This is a genomic window from Saccharopolyspora hattusasensis (assembly GCF_050972075.1).
GTDB classification, from domain to species: Bacteria; Actinomycetota; Actinomycetes; order Mycobacteriales; family Pseudonocardiaceae; genus Saccharopolyspora; species Saccharopolyspora hattusasensis.
Window position 1 is genome coordinate 5,159,007 of sequence record NZ_JBPCDC010000001.1, and the last position, 18,611, is coordinate 5,177,617.

Annotated in this window: 12 protein-coding genes; 9 read left to right on the top strand and 3 right to left on the bottom strand. The window is 70.0% G+C overall.

Features of this window, described 5'->3' with window-relative positions:
• Nucleotides 1–66 precede the first annotated feature (66 nt).
• The gene (locus tag ACRXBZ_RS24515) at nucleotides 67–852 is read right to left on the bottom strand and encodes a DUF6542 domain-containing protein (protein WP_433881098.1); all 786 of its coding nucleotides are present in this window, start codon (nucleotides 850–852) and stop codon (nucleotides 67–69) included.
• Between the two features lie 329 nt (nucleotides 853–1,181).
• On the opposite strand from ACRXBZ_RS24515, the gene ACRXBZ_RS24520 reads away from it, so the two are divergent.
• From ACRXBZ_RS24520 to ACRXBZ_RS24535, 4 genes are all read left to right on the top strand, one after another.
• The gene (locus tag ACRXBZ_RS24520) at nucleotides 1,182–2,774 is read left to right on the top strand and encodes a sugar ABC transporter ATP-binding protein (RefSeq protein ID WP_433881099.1); all 1,593 of its coding nucleotides are present in this window, start codon (nucleotides 1,182–1,184) and stop codon (nucleotides 2,772–2,774) included.
• Nucleotides 2,771–3,814, top strand: coding sequence for an ABC transporter permease (locus ACRXBZ_RS24525; RefSeq protein ID WP_433881100.1), 1,044 nt, complete (start codon nucleotides 2,771–2,773; stop codon nucleotides 3,812–3,814). The genes ACRXBZ_RS24520 and ACRXBZ_RS24525 overlap by 4 nt, the downstream gene beginning before the upstream one ends.
• 24 nt (nucleotides 3,815–3,838) lie before the next feature.
• The gene (locus ACRXBZ_RS24530) at nucleotides 3,839–4,843 is read left to right on the top strand and encodes a substrate-binding domain-containing protein (RefSeq protein WP_433881101.1); all 1,005 of its coding nucleotides are present in this window, start codon (nucleotides 3,839–3,841) and stop codon (nucleotides 4,841–4,843) included.
• Nucleotides 4,844–5,257: 414 nt separating this feature from the next.
• Nucleotides 5,258–7,609, top strand: a complete 2,352-nt coding sequence (locus ACRXBZ_RS24535) for a glycoside hydrolase family 172 protein (RefSeq protein WP_433881102.1) — start codon at nucleotides 5,258–5,260, stop codon at nucleotides 7,607–7,609.
• 108 nt (nucleotides 7,610–7,717) lie between these two features.
• Here the strand turns inward: ACRXBZ_RS24535 and ACRXBZ_RS24540 are convergent, their stop codons facing one another.
• The gene (locus tag ACRXBZ_RS24540; protein ID WP_433881103.1) at nucleotides 7,718–8,713 is read right to left on the bottom strand and encodes a LacI family DNA-binding transcriptional regulator; all 996 of its coding nucleotides are present in this window, start codon (nucleotides 8,711–8,713) and stop codon (nucleotides 7,718–7,720) included.
• A gap of 246 nt (nucleotides 8,714–8,959) precedes the next feature.
• Between ACRXBZ_RS24540 and ACRXBZ_RS24545 the strand changes: the two genes are divergently transcribed.
• The 3 genes from ACRXBZ_RS24545 (at nucleotide 8,960) to ACRXBZ_RS24555 (ending at nucleotide 13,116) form a co-directional block, all read left to right on the top strand.
• Entirely contained in the window at nucleotides 8,960–10,375 is a 1,416-nt protein-coding gene (locus ACRXBZ_RS24545; protein ID WP_433881104.1) for an L-fucose/L-arabinose isomerase family protein, read from the top strand.
• A 226-nt stretch (nucleotides 10,376–10,601) separates the two neighbouring features.
• A complete protein-coding gene (locus ACRXBZ_RS24550) occupies nucleotides 10,602–12,098 on the top strand; it encodes an FGGY-family carbohydrate kinase (protein ID WP_433883957.1) in 1,497 nt (498 codons plus the stop codon).
• Nucleotides 12,099–12,177: 79 nt separating this feature from the next.
• The gene (locus tag ACRXBZ_RS24555) at nucleotides 12,178–13,116 is read left to right on the top strand and encodes an alpha/beta hydrolase fold domain-containing protein (RefSeq protein ID WP_433881105.1); all 939 of its coding nucleotides are present in this window, start codon (nucleotides 12,178–12,180) and stop codon (nucleotides 13,114–13,116) included.
• Nucleotides 13,117–13,134: 18 nt separating this feature from the next.
• On the opposite strand, the gene ACRXBZ_RS24560 is transcribed toward ACRXBZ_RS24555, so the two are convergent.
• The gene (locus ACRXBZ_RS24560; RefSeq protein WP_433883958.1) at nucleotides 13,135–14,016 is read right to left on the bottom strand and encodes a DNA recombination protein RmuC; all 882 of its coding nucleotides are present in this window, start codon (nucleotides 14,014–14,016) and stop codon (nucleotides 13,135–13,137) included.
• 417 nt (nucleotides 14,017–14,433) lie between these two features.
• Between ACRXBZ_RS24560 and ACRXBZ_RS24565 the strand changes: the two genes are divergently transcribed.
• Both ACRXBZ_RS24565 and ACRXBZ_RS24570 read left to right on the top strand, forming a co-directional pair.
• Nucleotides 14,434–15,618, top strand: a complete 1,185-nt coding sequence (locus ACRXBZ_RS24565) for an exonuclease SbcCD subunit D (RefSeq protein WP_433881106.1) — start codon at nucleotides 14,434–14,436, stop codon at nucleotides 15,616–15,618.
• Nucleotides 15,615–18,566 carry an AAA family ATPase gene (locus ACRXBZ_RS24570; protein WP_433881107.1) on the top strand — a complete coding sequence of 984 codons (2,952 nt, stop codon included), beginning with the start codon at nucleotides 15,615–15,617 and terminating at the stop codon, nucleotides 18,564–18,566. The genes ACRXBZ_RS24565 and ACRXBZ_RS24570 overlap by 4 nt, the downstream gene beginning before the upstream one ends.
• Nucleotides 18,567–18,611: the final 45 nt, after the last annotated feature.

The following is an 18,611-nucleotide window of genomic DNA, read 5'->3' on the forward strand; positions in this document are numbered from 1 at the left end:
GTGAGTGCTTCTGGGTGCGATAACGCCTGAAAACGCTCACGGCCGTCCCGTCGTGCCCGGCTGCGCCTACCCGAACCGCTCGTCCCGTCGCGGCCGCCGGGGTCGCCGGGGCGGCTCTCCCTGCGGCGGCTCCGCCGCTCGCGGCCGCCCGGGCGCCTGCCGCGGGGCTGAGCCCCGCCGCGGCGGCACCGCGCGGCCGTCTCGCTCCGGCCACGGCTCGGCTGCTCCGCGCGCCCTGCCGGGCGCGTCGCCCCTTGCCTTGTTGGGCGTGTCGCCGCTGCGCGCCCTCCCGGGAGCTTGGGGAGCTTGGGCTCGCTGCGGGCGTCCTGCGGGTTCGACGCAGGGTTTCCTACCGCGCTCCCGGTCCCGCTCCTCCGGTCGCCGCTTCTTGGCGGCGTCCTCCGCCGGCGTCTTGCGGGGCGGGGTGGGGCGGCGGCGCTTCTTGGCGGCCTCGTCGCTGTCGGAGATCTCGGGGCGGGACCGGGCCTTCTGGATAACGAACATGCGGACCAGGCCGATGCCCAGGGCGACGATGGTTGCACCCGCCATGATCGGGAAGCTGCTGATCAGCGGTCGGGCGATGGCGAGCGCCTTGGCGGTGATCCCACCACCGGCGGCCACCCCGCTGCCGGTGATCAGCACCAGCAGCGGCATGACGATCGTGAGCACGAGCGGCGGTTGGACCATCGGCCCGAACACGCTCCGACGTTTGACCAGCAGCACGGCCAGCACGCACCCGACGAAGAAGCAGGCCTTGAACAGGATGTCGGGCTGCGTCCAGATCAGGATGTCGATGACTGTTCCGATCGCGGTCGGGACGGCAGCCAGCAGCACGGCTCCCCAGAGCGGCATGCCGTTGCCTCCGAAGGCGGAGCGTGTCGACCACTGGGAGGCGCCGTTGCTGGGGGGTGGGGCGCTCTGGCTATCGCGGATCGCGGTCACGAGTCCCAACGGTAACGGTCCAGTACCCCGGGCCGAGAGCCTCTTCCGGAACTTGCCGGTTACTGCACGTTGGGTTACCGCTGCGGCCGGAAGGCGTGATCGCAGTGTGACGTTCCTGCAGCCGAATGGATGCCCTGTCACTTGGCCAGGGGTGTGAACCTTGACACAAGTAGCGTGACCATTTTAGCGTCCGGGCAATCGTTTTCTCACGATTCTCGAAGCGGCGTGACGGGGGTCCTATGAGCACGGCGCCACCGCTGGTCGAGATGACCGGCGTCACGAAGCGTTACGGGGGTGTGCTGGCGTGCGACGGCGTGGATCTGACGATCCGCGCCGGTGAGGTGCACGCGTTGCTGGGGGAGAACGGCGCGGGCAAGAGCACGCTGATGAAGGTGCTCTCCGGGGACGTCGTCGATCACTCCGGGTCGGTCTCGATCGAGGGTCGTCCGGTGCAGTTCGGCAAGCCGGCCGACGCGCAGCACGCCGGGATCGCGATGATCCACCAGGAGCTGGACCTCGTGCCCGGGCTGAGCGTCGCCGAGAACCTCTACCTGGGTCGCGAGCTGCGCAACCGGTTCGGCGTGGTGGACCGCCGGAAGATGGCCTCGTGCACCCGGGAACTGCTGCGGCGCACCGGAATCGACCTGGATCCGCTGCGGCCGGTCGGCGAGCTGCGCATCGGCGAGCAGCAGCTGGTGACCATCGCCCGCGCCCTGTCGCTGGACGCGAAGGTGCTGATCATGGACGAGCCGACGTCGGCGCTGTCCAGCACCGAGGTGGAGCGGTTGTTCGCGGTGATCACCGAGTTGCGCCGTGGCGGCACCGGGATCGTCTACATCTCGCACCGGATGGACGAGATCGGCCAGGTCGCCGACCGCGCCACCGTGCTGCGCAATGGCCGCAAGGCTGCCGAGTTCGACGCCCGGAAGCTGACCGCGGAGCAGGCCGCGGAGGCGATGGTGGGCCGGTCGGTGCAGACGATGTTCCGGGCCGAGCGAGGTGCCGTCGGCGACGAGCTGCTGACCGTGTCCGGATTCGCTGTCCGCCCGCGCCGGCCGCGGGTGGGGCGCCGGGAACCCGATGGGATCGATCTGACCGTGCGCAGCGGGGAGATCGTCGGGCTGTGCGGGTTGCTCGGCTCAGGTCGCACCGAACTGCTGGAATCGCTGTTCGGGGCGGGATCTTCCGGCACGTGGGAGGGGGAGGTGTCGCTGGGCGGGCATCCGGTGCGGCCGAGGGGTCCGCACCGGGCGCTGCGAGCGGGCATCGCCTTCGTGCCGGAGGACCGCAGGAGTTCGGGGCTGGTGCTCGACCATTCGGTGCTGGCCAACACGGTCCTCTCGGTGCTGGACCGGCTCGGCGTGGCCGGGCTGGTGCGCCGCCGCGCCGAGGTGTCCGCCACCGAGCGCAGCGTGCAGCAGCTCAAGGTCAAGCTCGGCCGGATCCTCGACCCGGTGGGCACCCTCTCCGGCGGCAACCAGCAGAAGGTCGTCTTCGGCCGGATGTTGTTGACGGAGCCGCGTTTGCTGCTGCTGGACGATCCAACCCGAGGCGTGGACATCGGCGCGAAGTCCGAGATCTACCAGCTGCTCGGCGAGATCGCCGGGCGCGGCATCGGGGTGCTGCTGGCGTCATCGGAACTGCCCGAGCTGGTCGGCGTGTGCCACCGCGTGGTGGTGCTGCGCGCCGGGCGCAGCGTGGCCGAGTTCGACACCACCGAGGTCGGTGAAGCGGACTTGCTGGCGGCAGCCATGGGCGAGAGCGTGGCGGCCGGCGGGTCCGGGCCAGTGGTCGGTACCGGGCGGCAGAGCACTGGGGGAGGTGCGCGGTGAGCAACCAGACGGAGCAACGGCCTGCGGAATCCGGTGGGGGAGTGGCGGCTCCGGCGAAGCGGGCGAACGTCGTCGGGACGCTGTTCCGGTTCCAGAGCTTCTTCGGGCTGGTCACGGTGTTCCTGGCGGCGGTGATCTTCTCGCCCCGCAACGACGGCCAGATCCTGTTCCTCACCAGCGACAACCTGTTCAACATCGTGCGCGCGGTGTCGGAGATCGGGATCATCGCGGTCGGTCTGACCTTCGTGATCCTGATCGGCGGCATCGACCTGTCGGTCGGCTCGGTGCTCGGGTTGGCCGCGGTGGGGTCGGCCGTGCTGATGGTCGAGGACGGCTTCGGCGTGTGGACCACGGTCGCGCTGGTGCTGCTCGCGGGCATCGCCTTCGGCCTGCTGCAGGGCACCGCCGTCGCGCTGCTCGGCGTGCAGGCCTTCATCGTCACCTTGGCGGGGTTGCAGATCGCGCGCGGCCTGGCGCGCATGTGGTCCGGCGGCGAGACGGTGCAGATCTCCTACGGCGACGGGCCCGGCCAGGCGCCGATGCTGTTCTCCCTGCTCGGGGAGCGGACTTTCGGTGGTGTGGTGCCGATTCCGGCGCTGATCTTCGCCGTGGTCGCGATCGTCGCGATCCTGTTCCTGCGCGGCAGCGCCTATTCCCGGCATCTCTACGCCATCGGAGGCAACGAGAAGGCCGCGCGGCTGTCCGGCGTGCCGGTGAACCGGGTCAAGATCATCGCCTTCGGCATCGCCGGGTGCTGCGCCGCGCTGGCGGGCATCGTGCACGCCGGTCAGCTGAACGCGGGGAGCCCGAACGACGGAATCGCCTACGAGCTCGACGGAATCGCCGCCGTGGTGGTCGGCGGCACCAGCCTGGCCGGGGGCCGGGGCTCGGTGATCGGCACCATCGCCGGCGCCCTGCTGCTCGGCATCCTCAACAACATCCTCAGCCTGAACAGCGTCAACACCGACCTGCAACTCCTGATCAAGGGCCTGGTCATCGTCGCCGCGGCGGCGTTGCAGCGCCTGCGTCCCACGTCCTGAAACCTTCAGTCAGGAGGAAGCACGATGCGCAAGACGACGAAGTCCTTGATCGCGGTCACGTGCGCCACGGCCGCCTTCGCAGCCGCCGGTTGCGGTACGACCAGCGAGAACACCGGGCAGGTGCAGAACCAGGACCCGACCAAGAACTGCAAGGGCCCGAACGAGAAGTACACCATCGGCATGAGCCAGGCCAACCTCGCCGAGCCGTACCGGGTCCGGATGGACGACGACATCCGCAAGGCCGCGGCGAAGGTGCCGCAGTTCGACGTCCAGTTCTCCGACGCGGCCAAGGACAATTCCAAGCAGATCAGCGACGTGGAGAACTTCCTGACCAAGCAGGTCGACCTGCTGATGATCTCGCCGAACGAGGCGGCGCCGCTGACCGACGTGGTGAAGAAGGCTTACAACAAGGGAATCCCGGTCGTGGTGCTGGACCGGAAGGTCGACGGGGAGGCCTTCACCACCTACGTCGGCGCGGACAACGTGCAGATCGGTCGGCAGGCCGGCGAGTACTTCAAGAACGCGCTGCTGCCGGATGGCGGAAAGATCGTGCAGATCAAGGGCCTGTCCGGCTCGACCCCGGCCGCGGAGCGGGAACAGGGCTTCAAGGAAGGCATCCAGGGCTCAAAGATCGAGATCGCGGCCACCGCCGACGGCGAGTGGGAGCGGTCGGTCGGCCAGCAGAAGATGGACGCGCTGCTCAAGGCGAACCCCGACATCAAGGCGGTCTACGCGCAGAACGACCCGATGGCCGAGGGCGCTTACCTGGCCGCCCAGGCGGCGGGCCGCAACGACCTGAAGTTCGTCGGCATCGACGGGCTGCCCATCCCGTCCGGCGGCATCAAGGCGGTCGAAGACGGCCGGTTGCAGGCCACCAACCTCTACCCGACCGGCGGTGCGGAAGCGGTCGAGGCGGCCAAGAGGCTGCTGATCGACTGCCAGCCGGTGCCCAAGACACAGACCCTGGAGACCGCGCTGGTCACCAAGGACAACGCCGCGGAGGTCTACGCCCGGTTGAACCAGGGCTGAACCGAATTCGCCGGCACTTAGCGAGTGGTCGTGGTCGCTTCGAGCGGCCACGACCACTCGTTGTCCCATGCATGCAAATAATGATGAGTTTTCGCATCTATTGTGGATAGTTGCGTTCCCGGACCATTTCTGTTGCTGTCGCCTCGTTTGGCGCGAAAAAACCCAATACACCTGGATGGTGGTTGTCGGAGCCCGCTGGCCCGGCAACCATCTTATTGAGTGAATTCACGTCGCGGATTCTTAGACACCACTCCTATGGGTTGGCTTCCCGGGGAGCTCTTTCTTACGCTCCGCTCGTTGCGCGAGTGATCTTTCACCCGGAGCCGGACGAAACCATCCAATCGCGCATCACCATCGGATACAGCGCCACCACAGTCCACAACGGACAGTGGTGTGCGGAGAGGGGCGAGCACGATGAGAGACCGCTCTGCAACGCCGCCGGGAAATGGTCGTCGGCGCGCCCGCCGGCTCGGTGCCTACCTCGGAATCGCATCGCTGGCGGCCGCCGCCGTCGTCGCGGACGCCGGTTTCGGCTCCGGTCGCGCGAACGCGCAGCCGCCGACGGCATCCAGGGGACCGGTCGGTTGGGACACCTACCGCAACCTCGGCGCGATGGCGCAACTACGCGGGGCCGAGCAGTCGTTCCAGTTCTCCAGCTACGACCGGACCGGCGGGAACAACGACGGGTTCCATGGCACCTACTCGTGCATCCGGATCAGCGACCGCGGTTGCGTGATCGCCGAACACGACGGTGCCGGTGAGATCTCGTCCATCTGGTCCACCCGCGAACCCTGGGGCGATGTGACCGCGACGGGCAACATAGTGGTCGAACTCGACGGCCGGGTGGTGCTGGACGCGCTGCTGATCGACGTGGTCAGCGGGCGGATCGGCGCACCGTTCTCATGGCCGCTGGTGGCCAACGCCGACGACGCGTCCGGCGGGGTTTCCATCAAGGTGCCGATGCCGTACCGCAAGGGGATGCGGGTGACGGTGCAGCACAACCCGTACTTCTACCACGTCGACTACCGCGTCTTCCCCAACGCGGACGGCGTGCAGACCTTCAAGCGCAACGACCCCGCCACCGACGTGCTCGACCGGCTGCACCGCTTCGGCGTCGCCGACCCGAAGCCCGCCGCCGCCGGTGCCACCCCGACCCGCCGCGAGTTCGACCTCGCACCCGGCGCCTCGACCACGATCGCCGAACTCGCCGGGCCGCAGCAGATCTCCCAGCTCCGGGTGCGGCTGCCCCAGGTGGCGGCCAGCCCGCAGGTGGTCGACGACGGCTACGCGTACGGGCAGGCCGGCGGCAGCCGGTTCACCATGCGGGTCGACCCGAACAACCAGGGCATCCGGCTGATCCGGCGGCACGACGCGCAGATCGCCGACCAGGTCGCCGACGTCTTCGTGGACGGCCGGCCGGTCGGCCAGTGGCGCAGCGGACCGGCCCGCCCCGGCCAGTGGGGCGTGGAGATCATCGAGGTGCCTGCCGCGGTGACCGCCGGGAAGTCGCAGGTGGAGATCGCCAACCGCTTCGTGTCGTCCTCCCTGGACGTCAACGAGTTCCGCTACGACGTGCACAGCCGGGTGGGCGGCGAGTGGGTGCGCACCGACGTGCTCGACCTCGGTCCGGCGCACCCCGGCGAACAGCGCGCGCACGGCTACCGCATCGACAACCAGGTCTTCGCCCGGTCCAAGCTCACCGGCCGCTACCCCAGCGACCCCGGCCGGGTCGCGGCCTCCGACAAGCTGCTGGCCACCGCCCGGATCCGCATCAGCTTCGACGGACAGACCACTGTGGACGCCCCGATCGGCGAGTTCTTCGGCACCGGCCTCGGCGAGTACGACGTGCGCACCCTGATGAGCTCGGTCGACCCCGGGCTCGACGGCTGGTACACGTCCTGGTGGCCGATGCCGTTCGCGAAGAACGCCCTGGTCGAGGTGGTCAACAGCGGCGGTGTGCCGATCACCGGCGCGATCGCCGAGGTGACCAGCGCGCCGGCGCAGGTGGACGGCAACACCGGGTACTTCCACGCCACCCACCGCCAGGCGCAAACCGTGCCGGGCCAGGACTGGACGTTCCTGGACGCCCAGGGCGCGGGCACCTTCTACGGCGTCACGCACACCATGCGCGGCCTGATCCCACCGGGCGCGGCGCCGCGCAACAACCAGCCGCACTCCCTCCAGAGCCTTGCGGTCAACCAGCGCAACTACCTGGAGGGCGACGAGCGGTTCTACGTCGACGGTTCCGCGGAACCGGCGTGGCACGGGACCGGCACCGAGGACTTCTACGAGTCAGGGTGGTACTTCCGGGACGGCACCACGTTCTCGATGCCGCAGAACGGCAACCCGTCGCACGAGATCGGCAACGACGGCTGCCAGTACGACTGCACCGGTGCGTACCGGATCATGGTCAACGACGCGGTGCCGTTCCGCACCGGCCTGCGCGCGGGGATCGAACACGGGCCGGTCAACGACGAGCCGGGCATCTACAGTTCGACGACGTACTGGTACGGCGGCCGCGTCCAGGGACGTCAGCTGCCCACCGCCCCGCCGCTGCCGACGCAGCCACCGGAAACCGGACCCAGCGCCCCGCCGTCGGCGCCGGAAACCCGACCCAGCGCCCCGCCGACCTCGACCGCCCCGTCGGAGTCCGGCACGTCGGAGACGGGCACCCCGGACACCACCGGGCAGGACGACGGCGAGCAGCCGTCGGACATCCAGCAGGTGGTAGACGGCGTCATCCGGCAGCACCAGCGCAACGACTGATCCCGACCACGTGAGCGAACGGACCATTCGCCCCTCCGTCTGGTCGAGGCGAACGGCCTGTTCGTGCCGTCTAGTGAGAAAGGTGAACGGGCCGTTCGCTTCGCGCTGTCAGGGGCGGGTGCTGCTGCCTCGGATGACGAGGTGGGCCGACAGCGTGGTGGTGGTCGTATCGGTGTGTTCCCCGCTGATCCGGTCCAGCAGCAGTTGGGCGGCCACCGCGCCCATGTCGTAGGCGGGCTGGGCGACGACCGTCAGCGGCGGGTCGAGCAGCCTCGCCCAGGGCGCGTCGTCGAAGGCCACCACGCCGATGTCCCGGCCGGGCCGCAGGCCCAGCTCGGCGCACGTCTCCAGCACGCCGACCGCCATCATGCTGTTGGCGACCAGGACCGCGTCCGGCGGGTCGTCCTGGGTCAGCAGCGGTCGCGCGGCCTGCTTCGCCCCGGCGGCCTTGAACTCCGAGCGCCGCGCCAGCCCCGCCGGCGCCGGGAGCTTCGCCGCGCGCAGGCCGTCGCGGTATCCGGCGAGGCGGTCGTCCGCGGTCAGCACGCCGCTGGGGCCGGTGAGGCAGCCGATCCGCTGGTAGCCCTGCGCGGCCAGGTGCAGCGTCGCTTCCTTGGCGGCGAGCCTGCTGTCGACCAGCACCGTGTCGCCGGGGGAGTTCGGCAGCGGACGGTCCACCGCCACCACCGGCGTGCTGTTGCGGCTGAGCAGTTCGGCGCTGTCTCCGCGGCCGGTCGGCGACAGCAGCACCCCGGCCACCCGTTCCTGCAGGGCGACGTCGATGTACTCGCGCTCCTTGTCCGGCTCGTCGTCGGAGTTGCACAGAACCACCGAGTAGCCCGCGGCGTGCGCCACGTCCTCAACGCCGCGGGCGATCGCGGTGAAGAACGGGTTCTCCACGTCGGAGATGATCAAGGCCAGCACCGCGGTCTTCTGTTTGCGCAGGTTGCGGGCCGGGCCGTTGGGCCGGTACCCGAGCGCGGCCGCGGCGGCGAGCACCCGCGTGGCCAGCGCCGGATCGACGGTGCTCTTGCCGTTGAGCGCACGCGAAACCGTCGCAGTGGACACCCCGGCGCGGGTCGCCACATCGCTGATCGTCGCCACGGTTTCCTCCTCGTGCCCTCTACCCGAGTGATGGCGGTCCACCTGCCTTGACAGTCCGCGTCCCGCCAGAATAGCGTCCGGGTAAACGATTGCTCACCGGTCTCATCGGCAACTGGGTGACGAGCTTTCCCGGTCAGGCGATCCGCAGGGAGTTCACCGGTGGCGCACCGGACGGCGCCACCGACGCGCCCCCACCACCGGTTCCGCAGCAGTCAACACCGCCTGTCAGTGAACTTGGGAGGAACCGTGGCTCGCATCGGTGTCGTCAGCATTTCCGACGGTCGTGACCACGTCCACGCCCGGAACGCGGACTTCATCCAGTCCAAACAGGACTCGCTGGTCCGGTCGCTGCGCGCGGCCGGGCACGACGTGGTGGTCGGTGACGACCTGGTCGCCACCAACGTGCTCGCCACCTCGGTCTCCCGAAAGGTGGCCTCGGCGGACGTGGACGTCACCGTCTTCTACTACTCGGTGTGGGCGTTCCCGCACTTCACCATGCTCGCCGCCGACGCCACCCGCAGCCCGCTGGTGCTGGTGGCCAGCACCGACCCGACCGAACCGGGGCTCGTCGGCATGCTCGCCGCAGGCGGTGCGCTGGACCAGATCGGCCGCCGCCACACGCGGGCCTGGGGTGCCCCGGACGACGCCGAACTGGTCGGGAAGATCGGCGTGCACGCCAAGGCCGCCGCTGCGGTGCAGTCGCTGCACGGTTCGACGTTCGGCCGGTTCGGCGGGCGGCCGATGGGCATGAATACCGCAGTCGCTAACACCGACCAGTGGATGCGCAAGTTCGGCATCGACGTTGAGGAGATCGACCAGTACGAGCTGGTCCTGCGCGCCGAGAAGGCGGACGCCGCCGAGGCCAAGAAAGCGCGCGAGTGGATCGAGCAGCACGCCGCCGGGGTGCACTACGACGGCAAGAAGCTGACGCCGGAGCTGCTGGAGCGGCAGATCCGGTCCTACCTGGCGATCCGGGACATCATCGCGGAACGCAACCTGGACTTCTCCGGCATCAAGGCGCAGCCGGAGCTGACCGAGAACTTCGCGACGATGGACGTCACCGAGGCGTTCCTGAACGACCCGTACGACTGGAACGGGCCGAAGGAAACGCACGTCTGCGCCACCGAGGCGGACATGGACGGCGCGCTGACCATGCAGCTGTTCAAGGCGGTGGCCGGCACCCCGGTGCTGTTCGCCGACGTGCGGCACTACCACGGTGACCGGGACATCTGGGACCTGTGCAACTCCGGCCAGCACGCCACCTGGTACGCCGCCCGCAGCGACGACCCGGCGGAGAACCTGGCGAAGGTCAACTTCTACCCGGAGGTGTTCTTCTTCCCGGCCGGGGGCGCGTCGGTGCAGCACATCGCGGCGCCGGGGAAGATGACGCTGGGCCGGTTGACCCGCGAGGACGGCGAGTACCGGCTGCAGCTGATGCTCGGCGAGTTCGAGAGCTACGATGACGCGACCAACCAGAAGCTGATTGACCAGTCCACGCCGGAGTGGCCGCACGCCTTCGCACGACTGGACGCGCCGGGAGAGCTGTTCCTGTCGAAGTTCGGCGCCAACCACATCCACGCGGTCCCGGGAGACCACCGCGCCGCCCTACGCGCCGTGGCGGACCAGCTGAACGTCCGCCTCGACGAGTGGACCAGGGGCTGACAGCATCCCGGTCCGGTCCAGTGCGATTTCAATGGAAGTTGCGGATCTCCGGCGTGTCTGACCACGACACGCCGGAGGCTGTGGACAACTTCCGCAATTTCAATGGAAATCGGACCTTCGATTTCCATTGAAATCGCATACCCGACCGCGTCGGGACACCTCGGGCGTGGTGCGGTCGGTGATCGCTGGTGTTCCGGGTTTCGAGTTGGTGAGGAGGATCGCGCAGGTGGCCGAGAAGGTGTTGCTCGGGATCGACATCGGCACGGCGAGTTCGAAGGGGGTACTGGTCAGCACCGACGGGCGGATCCTCGCCCGCGCCAGCCGGCCGCACGAGACCTCCTACCCGCATCCTGGCTGGGTGGAGCACGACGCGGAATCGGTGTGGTGGGCGGACTTCCTGGAACTGGCCCGGGAGTTGGTGCCCGCCGCCGAGGGCCGGGAGATCGCCGGGCTCGGTGTCAGCGGCATCGGCCCCGTGCTGCTGCCCGCCGACGGCGATGGCAAACCGCTCCGGCCGGCCATCCTCTACGGCGTGGACACCCGCGCGACCGAGGAGATCGCGGAGCTCACCGGGGAGTTCGGGGCGGACGAGATCCTGCGCCGGGGCGGCTCGGCGCTGTCCAGCCAGGCCGTCGGGCCGAAGATCCGCTGGCTGGCCAAGCACGAGCCGGAGGTCTACCAGCGCACCGAGATGCTGCTGATGTGCAGCTCCTACCTGGTGCACCGGCTGACCGGCCGATACGTGCTCGACCACCACTCGGCCAGCCAATGCGATCCGCTCTACGACCTGCAGGCCCGCGACTGGTCGGCGGACTGGGCGCAGCGGGTCGCGCCGGGGCTGCCGCTGCCGGAGCTGGCCTGGCCGACCGAGGTCGTCGGGCGGGTCACCGCGCAGGCGGCGGCCGAAACCGGGCTGCCGGAAGGTCTTCCCGTCACCGCGGGCACCGTGGACGCGTGGGCCGAGGCCACCAGCGTCGGGGTGCGGGAGCCGGGCGACGTGATGTTGATGTACGGCACCACGATGTTCTTCGTCCAGGTGCTGACGGACGTGCGACCGCACCCGGCGCTCTGGGGCACCTGCGGGGCGTTCCCGGACACGTACACGCTGGCCGCCGGGATGGCGACGTCGGGCGCGGTCACCCAGTGGCTGCGGGGCCTCGTCGACGGAGATTTCGCCCAGCTCGTCGAGGAGGCGAGCAAGGTGCCGGCGGGCAGCCGCGGGTTGTTGCTGCTGCCGTACTTCGCGGGCGAGCGGACGCCGATCTTCGACCCGGACGCGCGCGGCGTCCTCGCCGGGCTCACCACCAGCCACGGCCGGGCCGAGCTGTACCGGGCCGCGCTGGAGGGCATCGGTTTCGGGGTCCGCCACAACCTCGCGGCGATGGCCGAAGCGGGCGGCACGGCCCGGCGGCTGGTCGCCGTCGGCGGCGGCACCCAGGGCGGGCTGTGGACCCAGATCGTTTCCGACATCACCGGTCAGGAGCAGCAGATCCCGGCCGAGACGGTCGGTGCGGCGTACGGCAACGCGCTGCTCGCGGGCCTCGGCACCGGCACGGCCGTCGCCCCGGAGGCCTGGAACCCGGTGACGCGGACCGTCCGGCCGGACCCCGAGCACACGGAGCGTTACGACGAGTTCTTCCGGCATTACCGGGACCTCTACGACTCCACGGTGCGGATCGCGCACTTCCTGGCAGGTGAGCAGCGCGCCGCGGACCGCCACTGATCACTGAATGCAGTGCCACCGACTTGTTAAGCTCAGGCATTCGGGTGAGCCGTAACGAGATCGGGGAGGCGCGGGGCCGATGGCGGTGACTCGGCGTGTCTTAGCGGCCTGTCTCGCCCTCGCGGCGGTGGTCGCGGCCGGGTGCTCGCGCGAATCGGATGCCGACGAAGCGCGACCGTCCGATGTCGCCACCCGCGATCTCGGCGCGGCCAGCGTGCAGCGTGACCTGGTCTACGCGGAGCACGATACCGGCGCGCTGAAGCTCGACCTGTACCTCCCCGAGCAGCGCGAGACGCCGACCCCGCTGATCGTGTACGTGCACGGCGGCGGCTGGGACGCCGGGGTTCGCACGCTGGACGCCGACTCCGGCGCGCCGGAGTCGTTGACCGCCCAGCGCCTCTTGGAACGCGGCTACGCAGTGGCCACAGTGGACTACCGGCTGACCGGTGTGGCGCAGTACCCGGCGCAGGTGGTCGACGTCGCCGACGCCGTGCGCTGGCTGCAGCAGCGCGCCGGGCGGTGGCGGTTGGACGCCGACCGGATCGGGCTGTGGGGCGCCTCGGCGGGCGGTCACCTGGTGTCGCAGCTGGGCGCGGTGGCCGGAGATCCGGAGAAGCCGGGCGGCGGGCTGACCGGGATCCGGGCGGTGGTGGATTGGTTCGGGCCGGTTGACATGAGCGCCGAGGCGCAGGTGGCGCACCCGCAGATGCAGGAGTACGCGAGCAAGGTCGTCCGGCAACTGCTCGGGTGCATGCCGGTGGAGTGCCCGGGGAAGGCCGAGTCGGCGAGTCCGATCAAGAACATCTCCGGTGACGAGCCGCCGTTCCTCATCCAGCAGGGCACGGCGGACTCGCTGGTCCCGATCGACCAGAGCCTCGACCTTGCCCGGGACCTGCGCAGGCTGGGGGTGCCGGCGGAACTGCACCCCTACGAAGGGCTGGACCACGGCTTCGGCAAGGGCCCGCACAACGCCCTGATAGTCGACACCGTCGCGGCCTTCGTCGAGACCCACGTCTGAACCACCAGCGGCGGTCCGTCACGCCCCGTTGGGAGTGTGTTCGGGGACGCCGTTGACCAGCCCTTCTTCGTCGTGCCGGATGGCGCCGACGTCGCCCGAGCCCGCGGCCTCGGCCAGCGGCTGCACCGTGCTCCGGAAGGACTCCAGCGCGTCGAGTTCGCGGCGGCGGGCCGAGACGAAGCGCTGTAGGTGCGTGCTGGAGAGGTTCACCGCTTCCACCGCGTTGGACGCGGCACGCTGGGCGCGGACCGCCTGGGAGCGCACCTGCTCGATGTCCTCGGCGATCGTGCGTTCCGTCGCGGCGAACATCGATGCCGACGCGAGAACCGCGAATCCCGTTGGCCCGCAGAGGAAAACCCGCTTGCCGAGTAGCCAGGTGAGCAGCTGCGGGTCGGTGTCCAGGGCGGCGATCACGGCGGCGTCGGACGGCACGAACATGATCGAGCCGTAGATCGCGTCGGCCCACTTCTGGTAGCCCTTGCCCGCGAGCTCGGTGGCGCGGGAGCGGATGTTTCGGACGTGCACCCGCAGCGCATCGGTGCGTTCTTCCGCGTCGTCTGTCTCCATCGCCTCGGCCCACACGGCGAGGCTCGCCTTGGCGTCCACCGGGACCTGCCGCCCGCCGCCGACGGCCAGCACCATGTCCGGGCGTGCGGAGCCGCCGCCGGCGAGGTCGGTCTGCAGCGTGAAGTGGATGCCTTCGCGCAGCCCCAACGATCGCGCGGTCTCCACGAGGACCTGCTCGCCGAGCTCGCCGCGACCGGTGATGGAGGCGAACGCCACTTCGTAGCGCCGCAGAGCCGCCTGCTGCTCAGCGGTGCGGGAGCGTTCGGTCTCGACCATGCGCAGCGCTTCGTCGGTGCGACGTGCGCTGTCCGCGTACAGCCGCCAGATCAGCATCAGCGCAGCCGCGAACAGCAGCGTCAGCACGAGGACGATGGTGATCAGGACGCCGGTACCCAACACGAGCTCCGTCCGGTAGTGGCCGTGGCAGCTCAAATGATGGCCGACGCACCCGACAACATCACGCACAGCCACGCCGCGAACACGACACCGGATGCCGGATCCGTCCGATCCGTCAGGTTGGACCGCAATTTCCATTGAAATTGGACATTCGATTTCAATTGGAAATTGCGGCTAGTTCGGGTGTTTCAGCTGGTCGGGGGTGTGGGTGTGGGTGTGGGTCCGTTGGGTTGTTGCGGCAGTCCAACGCGGTCGCGGGTGACGACCTGCGGAAACGGGCTCCTGGTGGGCGACACGCCGAAGTGGTGCGGGGGGTCCGTGATGTCCGGCGGGGGCGCCGATAGTTTTGGGCCCATGCGAGTGCTGCACACCTCCGACTGGCACGTGGGGCGGACGTTCCACGGCCGGGACCTGCTTGGAGATCAGGAAGCCGTCCTGGGTGGGCTGGCCGACCTGGTCATCGAGGAGCAGATCGACGTCGTGGTGATCGCCGGTGATCTCTACGATCGCGCGGTGCCCTCGGGAGAGGCGGTGCAGACCTGCGTGCGGGTGCTCGGCCGGATCCGCGAGGCGGGCGCCCAGCTGGTGGTCACCTCGGGCAACCACGACTCCGCCGCCCGCGTCGGTGCTTTCGCCGAGTTCGCCGCGGCCGGGGGACTGCACCTGCGCACCCAGATCGCGCGGCTGCATGAGCCGGTGGTGATCGACGACCGGCACGGCCCGGTCGCCTTCTACGGCATCCCGTACCTCGAACCGGACCCGGCTCGGCACACCCTGCAGGCCAGCGCCGACGTGCCCGGGGCCAGCGCCGGGATCGAATCGCGCGGCCACACGGCGGTGCTCACCGAGGCGATGAACCGGGTGCGCGCCGAACTGGCCGAACGTCCACTAGGGACTCGTTCGGTGGTGCTGGCGCACGCCTTCGTCACCGGTGGTGACAGCAGCGATTCGGAGCGAACCATCGCGGTCGGCGGCGTCGAGCAGGTGCCGGGCTCGGTGTTCGACGGCGTCGACTACGTCGCGTTGGGCCACCTGCACGGCCCGCAGCGGCTTGCCGAGCACCTGCGCTATTCCGGCAGCCCGCTGGCGTATTCGTTCTCCGAAGCGGCGCACCGCAAGTCGGTGTGGCTGGTCGAACTGGACGCCGACGGCCTGGCCGGTGTCGAACGGCGCGAGCTGCCGGTGCCCCGGCGGCTCGCGACGGTCCAGGGGCTGCTGGAGGACCTGCTCAACGAGCCGGAGCACGCCGAGCTGGAGGAGTGCTACGTCTCGGCGACCCTCACCGATGAGGTGCGCCCGCTGGAGGCGATGCGGCGGCTGCAGCAGCGCTTCCCGTACGCCGTGCACCTGGAGTGGAAGCCTGCGATCGGTCGCGCGACGGCGCCGCTGCGCTACGCCGAGATCGTGCGCGGTCGCGACGACCACGACCTGGCCGGCCGGTTCGTCGCCGACTGCCGGGGCGCTGAACCCAACGAATCCGAACGCGCGCTGCTCGACGAGGCGCTGCGCGCCGTAGCCTCGGCGGAGGGTGCGAAATGAGGCTGCACAGCCTGGAAATCACCGCGTTCGGCCCGTACCGCGACCACCAGCGGGTGGACTTCGACCGGCTCGGCGCCGACGGCCTCTTCCTCCTGCACGGCGACACAGGCGCGGGCAAGACGACGCTGCTGGACGCGGTCGCCTTCGCCCTCTACGGCACGGTCCCCGGCGCTCGCGGTGAGGTCAAGCGGCTGCGCTGCGACACGGCCGAGCCCGACACCGTCACCAAGGTCGTGCTGGAGCTGACGGTGCAGGGGCAGCGGCTCCGGCTGGAGCGCAGCCCCGAGTATCAGCGGCCGAAGAAGCGCGGCGACGGCTACACCACGCAGCCGGCGAAGGCCTCGCTGACCTGGGTCGATGGCGCGCCCACCGAGCAGCCGCCGGAAGGCCTGACGCGCATCGACGAGGTCGGCCGCACGGTGCAACGCCTGCTGGGCATGACGGTCGACCAGTTCTTCCAGGTCGTGATGCTGCCGCAGGGCGAGTTCGCCAAGTTCCTGCGTTCGGACACCGCGGAACGCGAGAAGCTGCTGGAGAAGCTGTTCGGCACTCAGCGGTTCGGCGAGGTCGAGCGCTGGTTCGTCGACCGCCGCCGCGAGCGCGCCCGGGACGTCGAGGAGCAGACCCAGCAGGTCCGCGAGCTGCTCGCGCGCGTTTCGCAGGTCTCGGGCACGGAGCCGGAGGCCGGCGCGGACGAGCAGAACTGGTTGGAGGACATCGAAAAGCGGTCCGTCCGCGAGATGGAGACCGCGCAGGCGGAGCACGCCCGCCTGCGGCGCGAGCGGGAGGACGCCGAGACGAAGCTGACCGAGCGCCGCGAGCTGGCCCAGAAGGTCCGCCGCGTCCGGCAGGCCAACGCGACCCTCGCCGAGATCGGCGAACAGCAGGACCAGCACGACACCTGGCGGGCGGAAAGGGAAGCCGCGCAACGCGCGGTTCCGGTGCTCGCTGCCAGCAGTGCCGCGTTGCGGGCGGAGCAAGAACGCGACAAAGCACGAGCCGAGGTCGTCGCCGCGGCAGCTAGCTGCGAGTTGGACGCCGAAACGCCGCTGACCGGACTTCGTTCGCTCGCAGGTGCCAAGCGGGAGGAAGCAGGCGGTCTCGCGCACCTGATTCCCGAGGCGCAGCAACAGGAAACCGACCGGAAGAAGCTGACGTCACTCGCCGGGCGGATTTCCGCGGACGAGGGCCTGGAAACGGAGCTCGTCGGGCAACAGGCCACGTTGCCCGACCGCATCGGCACCGCGCGGCAGCAGGTCGACGAGGCGAAACACGCCGAGCCGCGGTTGGAAATCGTGCAAGCACGCGGCACCGAGGTGGCGGCGCTGCTGCGGACCGCACGGGAACTCCCCGATGCCCAGAAGGAACTCGCGGCTGCCACAGCCCGAGCGCAACAGGCGATCGACGCCCACCAGCAAGCCCGCGACCTGCTGCAAGACCTCCGCGCCCGCAGGCTCGCCGGGATGGCCGCCGAACTCGCGGCCCGGCTCTCGCCCGGCCAGCCGTGCCCGGTCTGCGGCTCGCCGGAACACCCCGAGCCCGGCAAACCGATCGACGACCCGGTGCGCGCCGAGGACGAGGACAAGGCCCAAACCGCCGAGCAGCGCGCGGCAACCCGTCGCGAAAAGGCCGCCGCGGAAGCACAACGAGCCCAGCAGCACGTCGAGAACCTGGCGGAACGACTGGGCGAACACACCGAGACGGACCTCGCCGCCGATCTCGCCGAACTCAGGGCCGAACGCGACGCGCTGCAGAACACCGCAGCACAGCTGCCGCAACGCACCAAGCAGCTCGCCGAGCTCGAGGAATCCACCGAGCGCCTGGGCGAGCAGCTGTCCGAGGTTCGCACCCGAATCGCGGCGACCCGCAGCGAACACGCCACCCTCGTGACCACAGTGGACGAACGCGAGGCGAGGCTCCGCGACGGACGCGCCGACTTCCCGAGCATCGCCGATCGCCGGAAGCACCTGCTCGACATCGCAACTCGCCTCGAACAACTCGCCGCCGCCCGGACAACCCGGGACGACGCCGAAAAGCGCCTCGCCGAACACGAAACCGCCCTGGCCGAAGCCGCCACCACGGCAGGCTTCGACGACGTGGCCGCTTCGCTCGCCGCCGAGCGAAGCGAGGAACGGCTCACGCAGCTCACCGAGGCGCTCGCCGAGGTCGAAGAACGCACTGCGGGCGCGCGCGCAGCGCTGGCCAGCGCGGAGCTGTCCGGCGTCGACGCCGACGCCGAGGTCGGCCTCGAAAGGGCCACCGAGGAGGCAGTCGTCGCGCGCGAAGCGGCGGAGCGCACAGCTGCGCTGGCGCATCGCGCCGAGCAGCGGCAGCGCGACATCGCGCAGCTCGCGGAGCGGCTGCGCGCAGCGTGGGCGAAGCTCGGGCCAGCGTTGGCGGAGCACGCCGAACTGGAGGCGTTGGCGGACGTGGTCAACGGGCGCGGGCAGAACGCGCGAAAGATGTCGTTGCGCGCGTACGTGTTGGCCGCCCGGTTGGAGGAGGTCGCGATCGCGGCCACTCGGCGACTGCAGCGGATGAGCGGCGGGCGGTACTCGTTCGTGCATTCCGACGCGGCCGGGGCGCGGGGCACGCGCGGTGGCCTCGGGTTGGACGTGCTCGACGACTACTCCGGCAAGGTTCGCCCCGCCAAGACGCTCTCCGGCGGCGAGTCGTTCCTCGCTTCGCTTTCGCTGGCTCTCGGACTGGCCGATGTCGTGGCCGCCGAGACCGGCGGCGCGCTGCTGGACACGCTGTTCATCGACGAGGGCTTCGGCACGCTCGACGCCGACACCCTCGACCTCGTGATGGACACCCTCGACGACCTGCGCGCTGGCGGCCGGGTCGTCGGCCTCGTCTCCCACGTCGAGGAGATGCGCCAACGGATCTCGGTCCGCCTCCGAGTCCGCAAGTCCCGCGACGGTTCCACCCTCGAAATCCGAACCTGACGATCCACAGTGGACGATTTCTTTCGAGGCGTCCCGGGCTGGCGA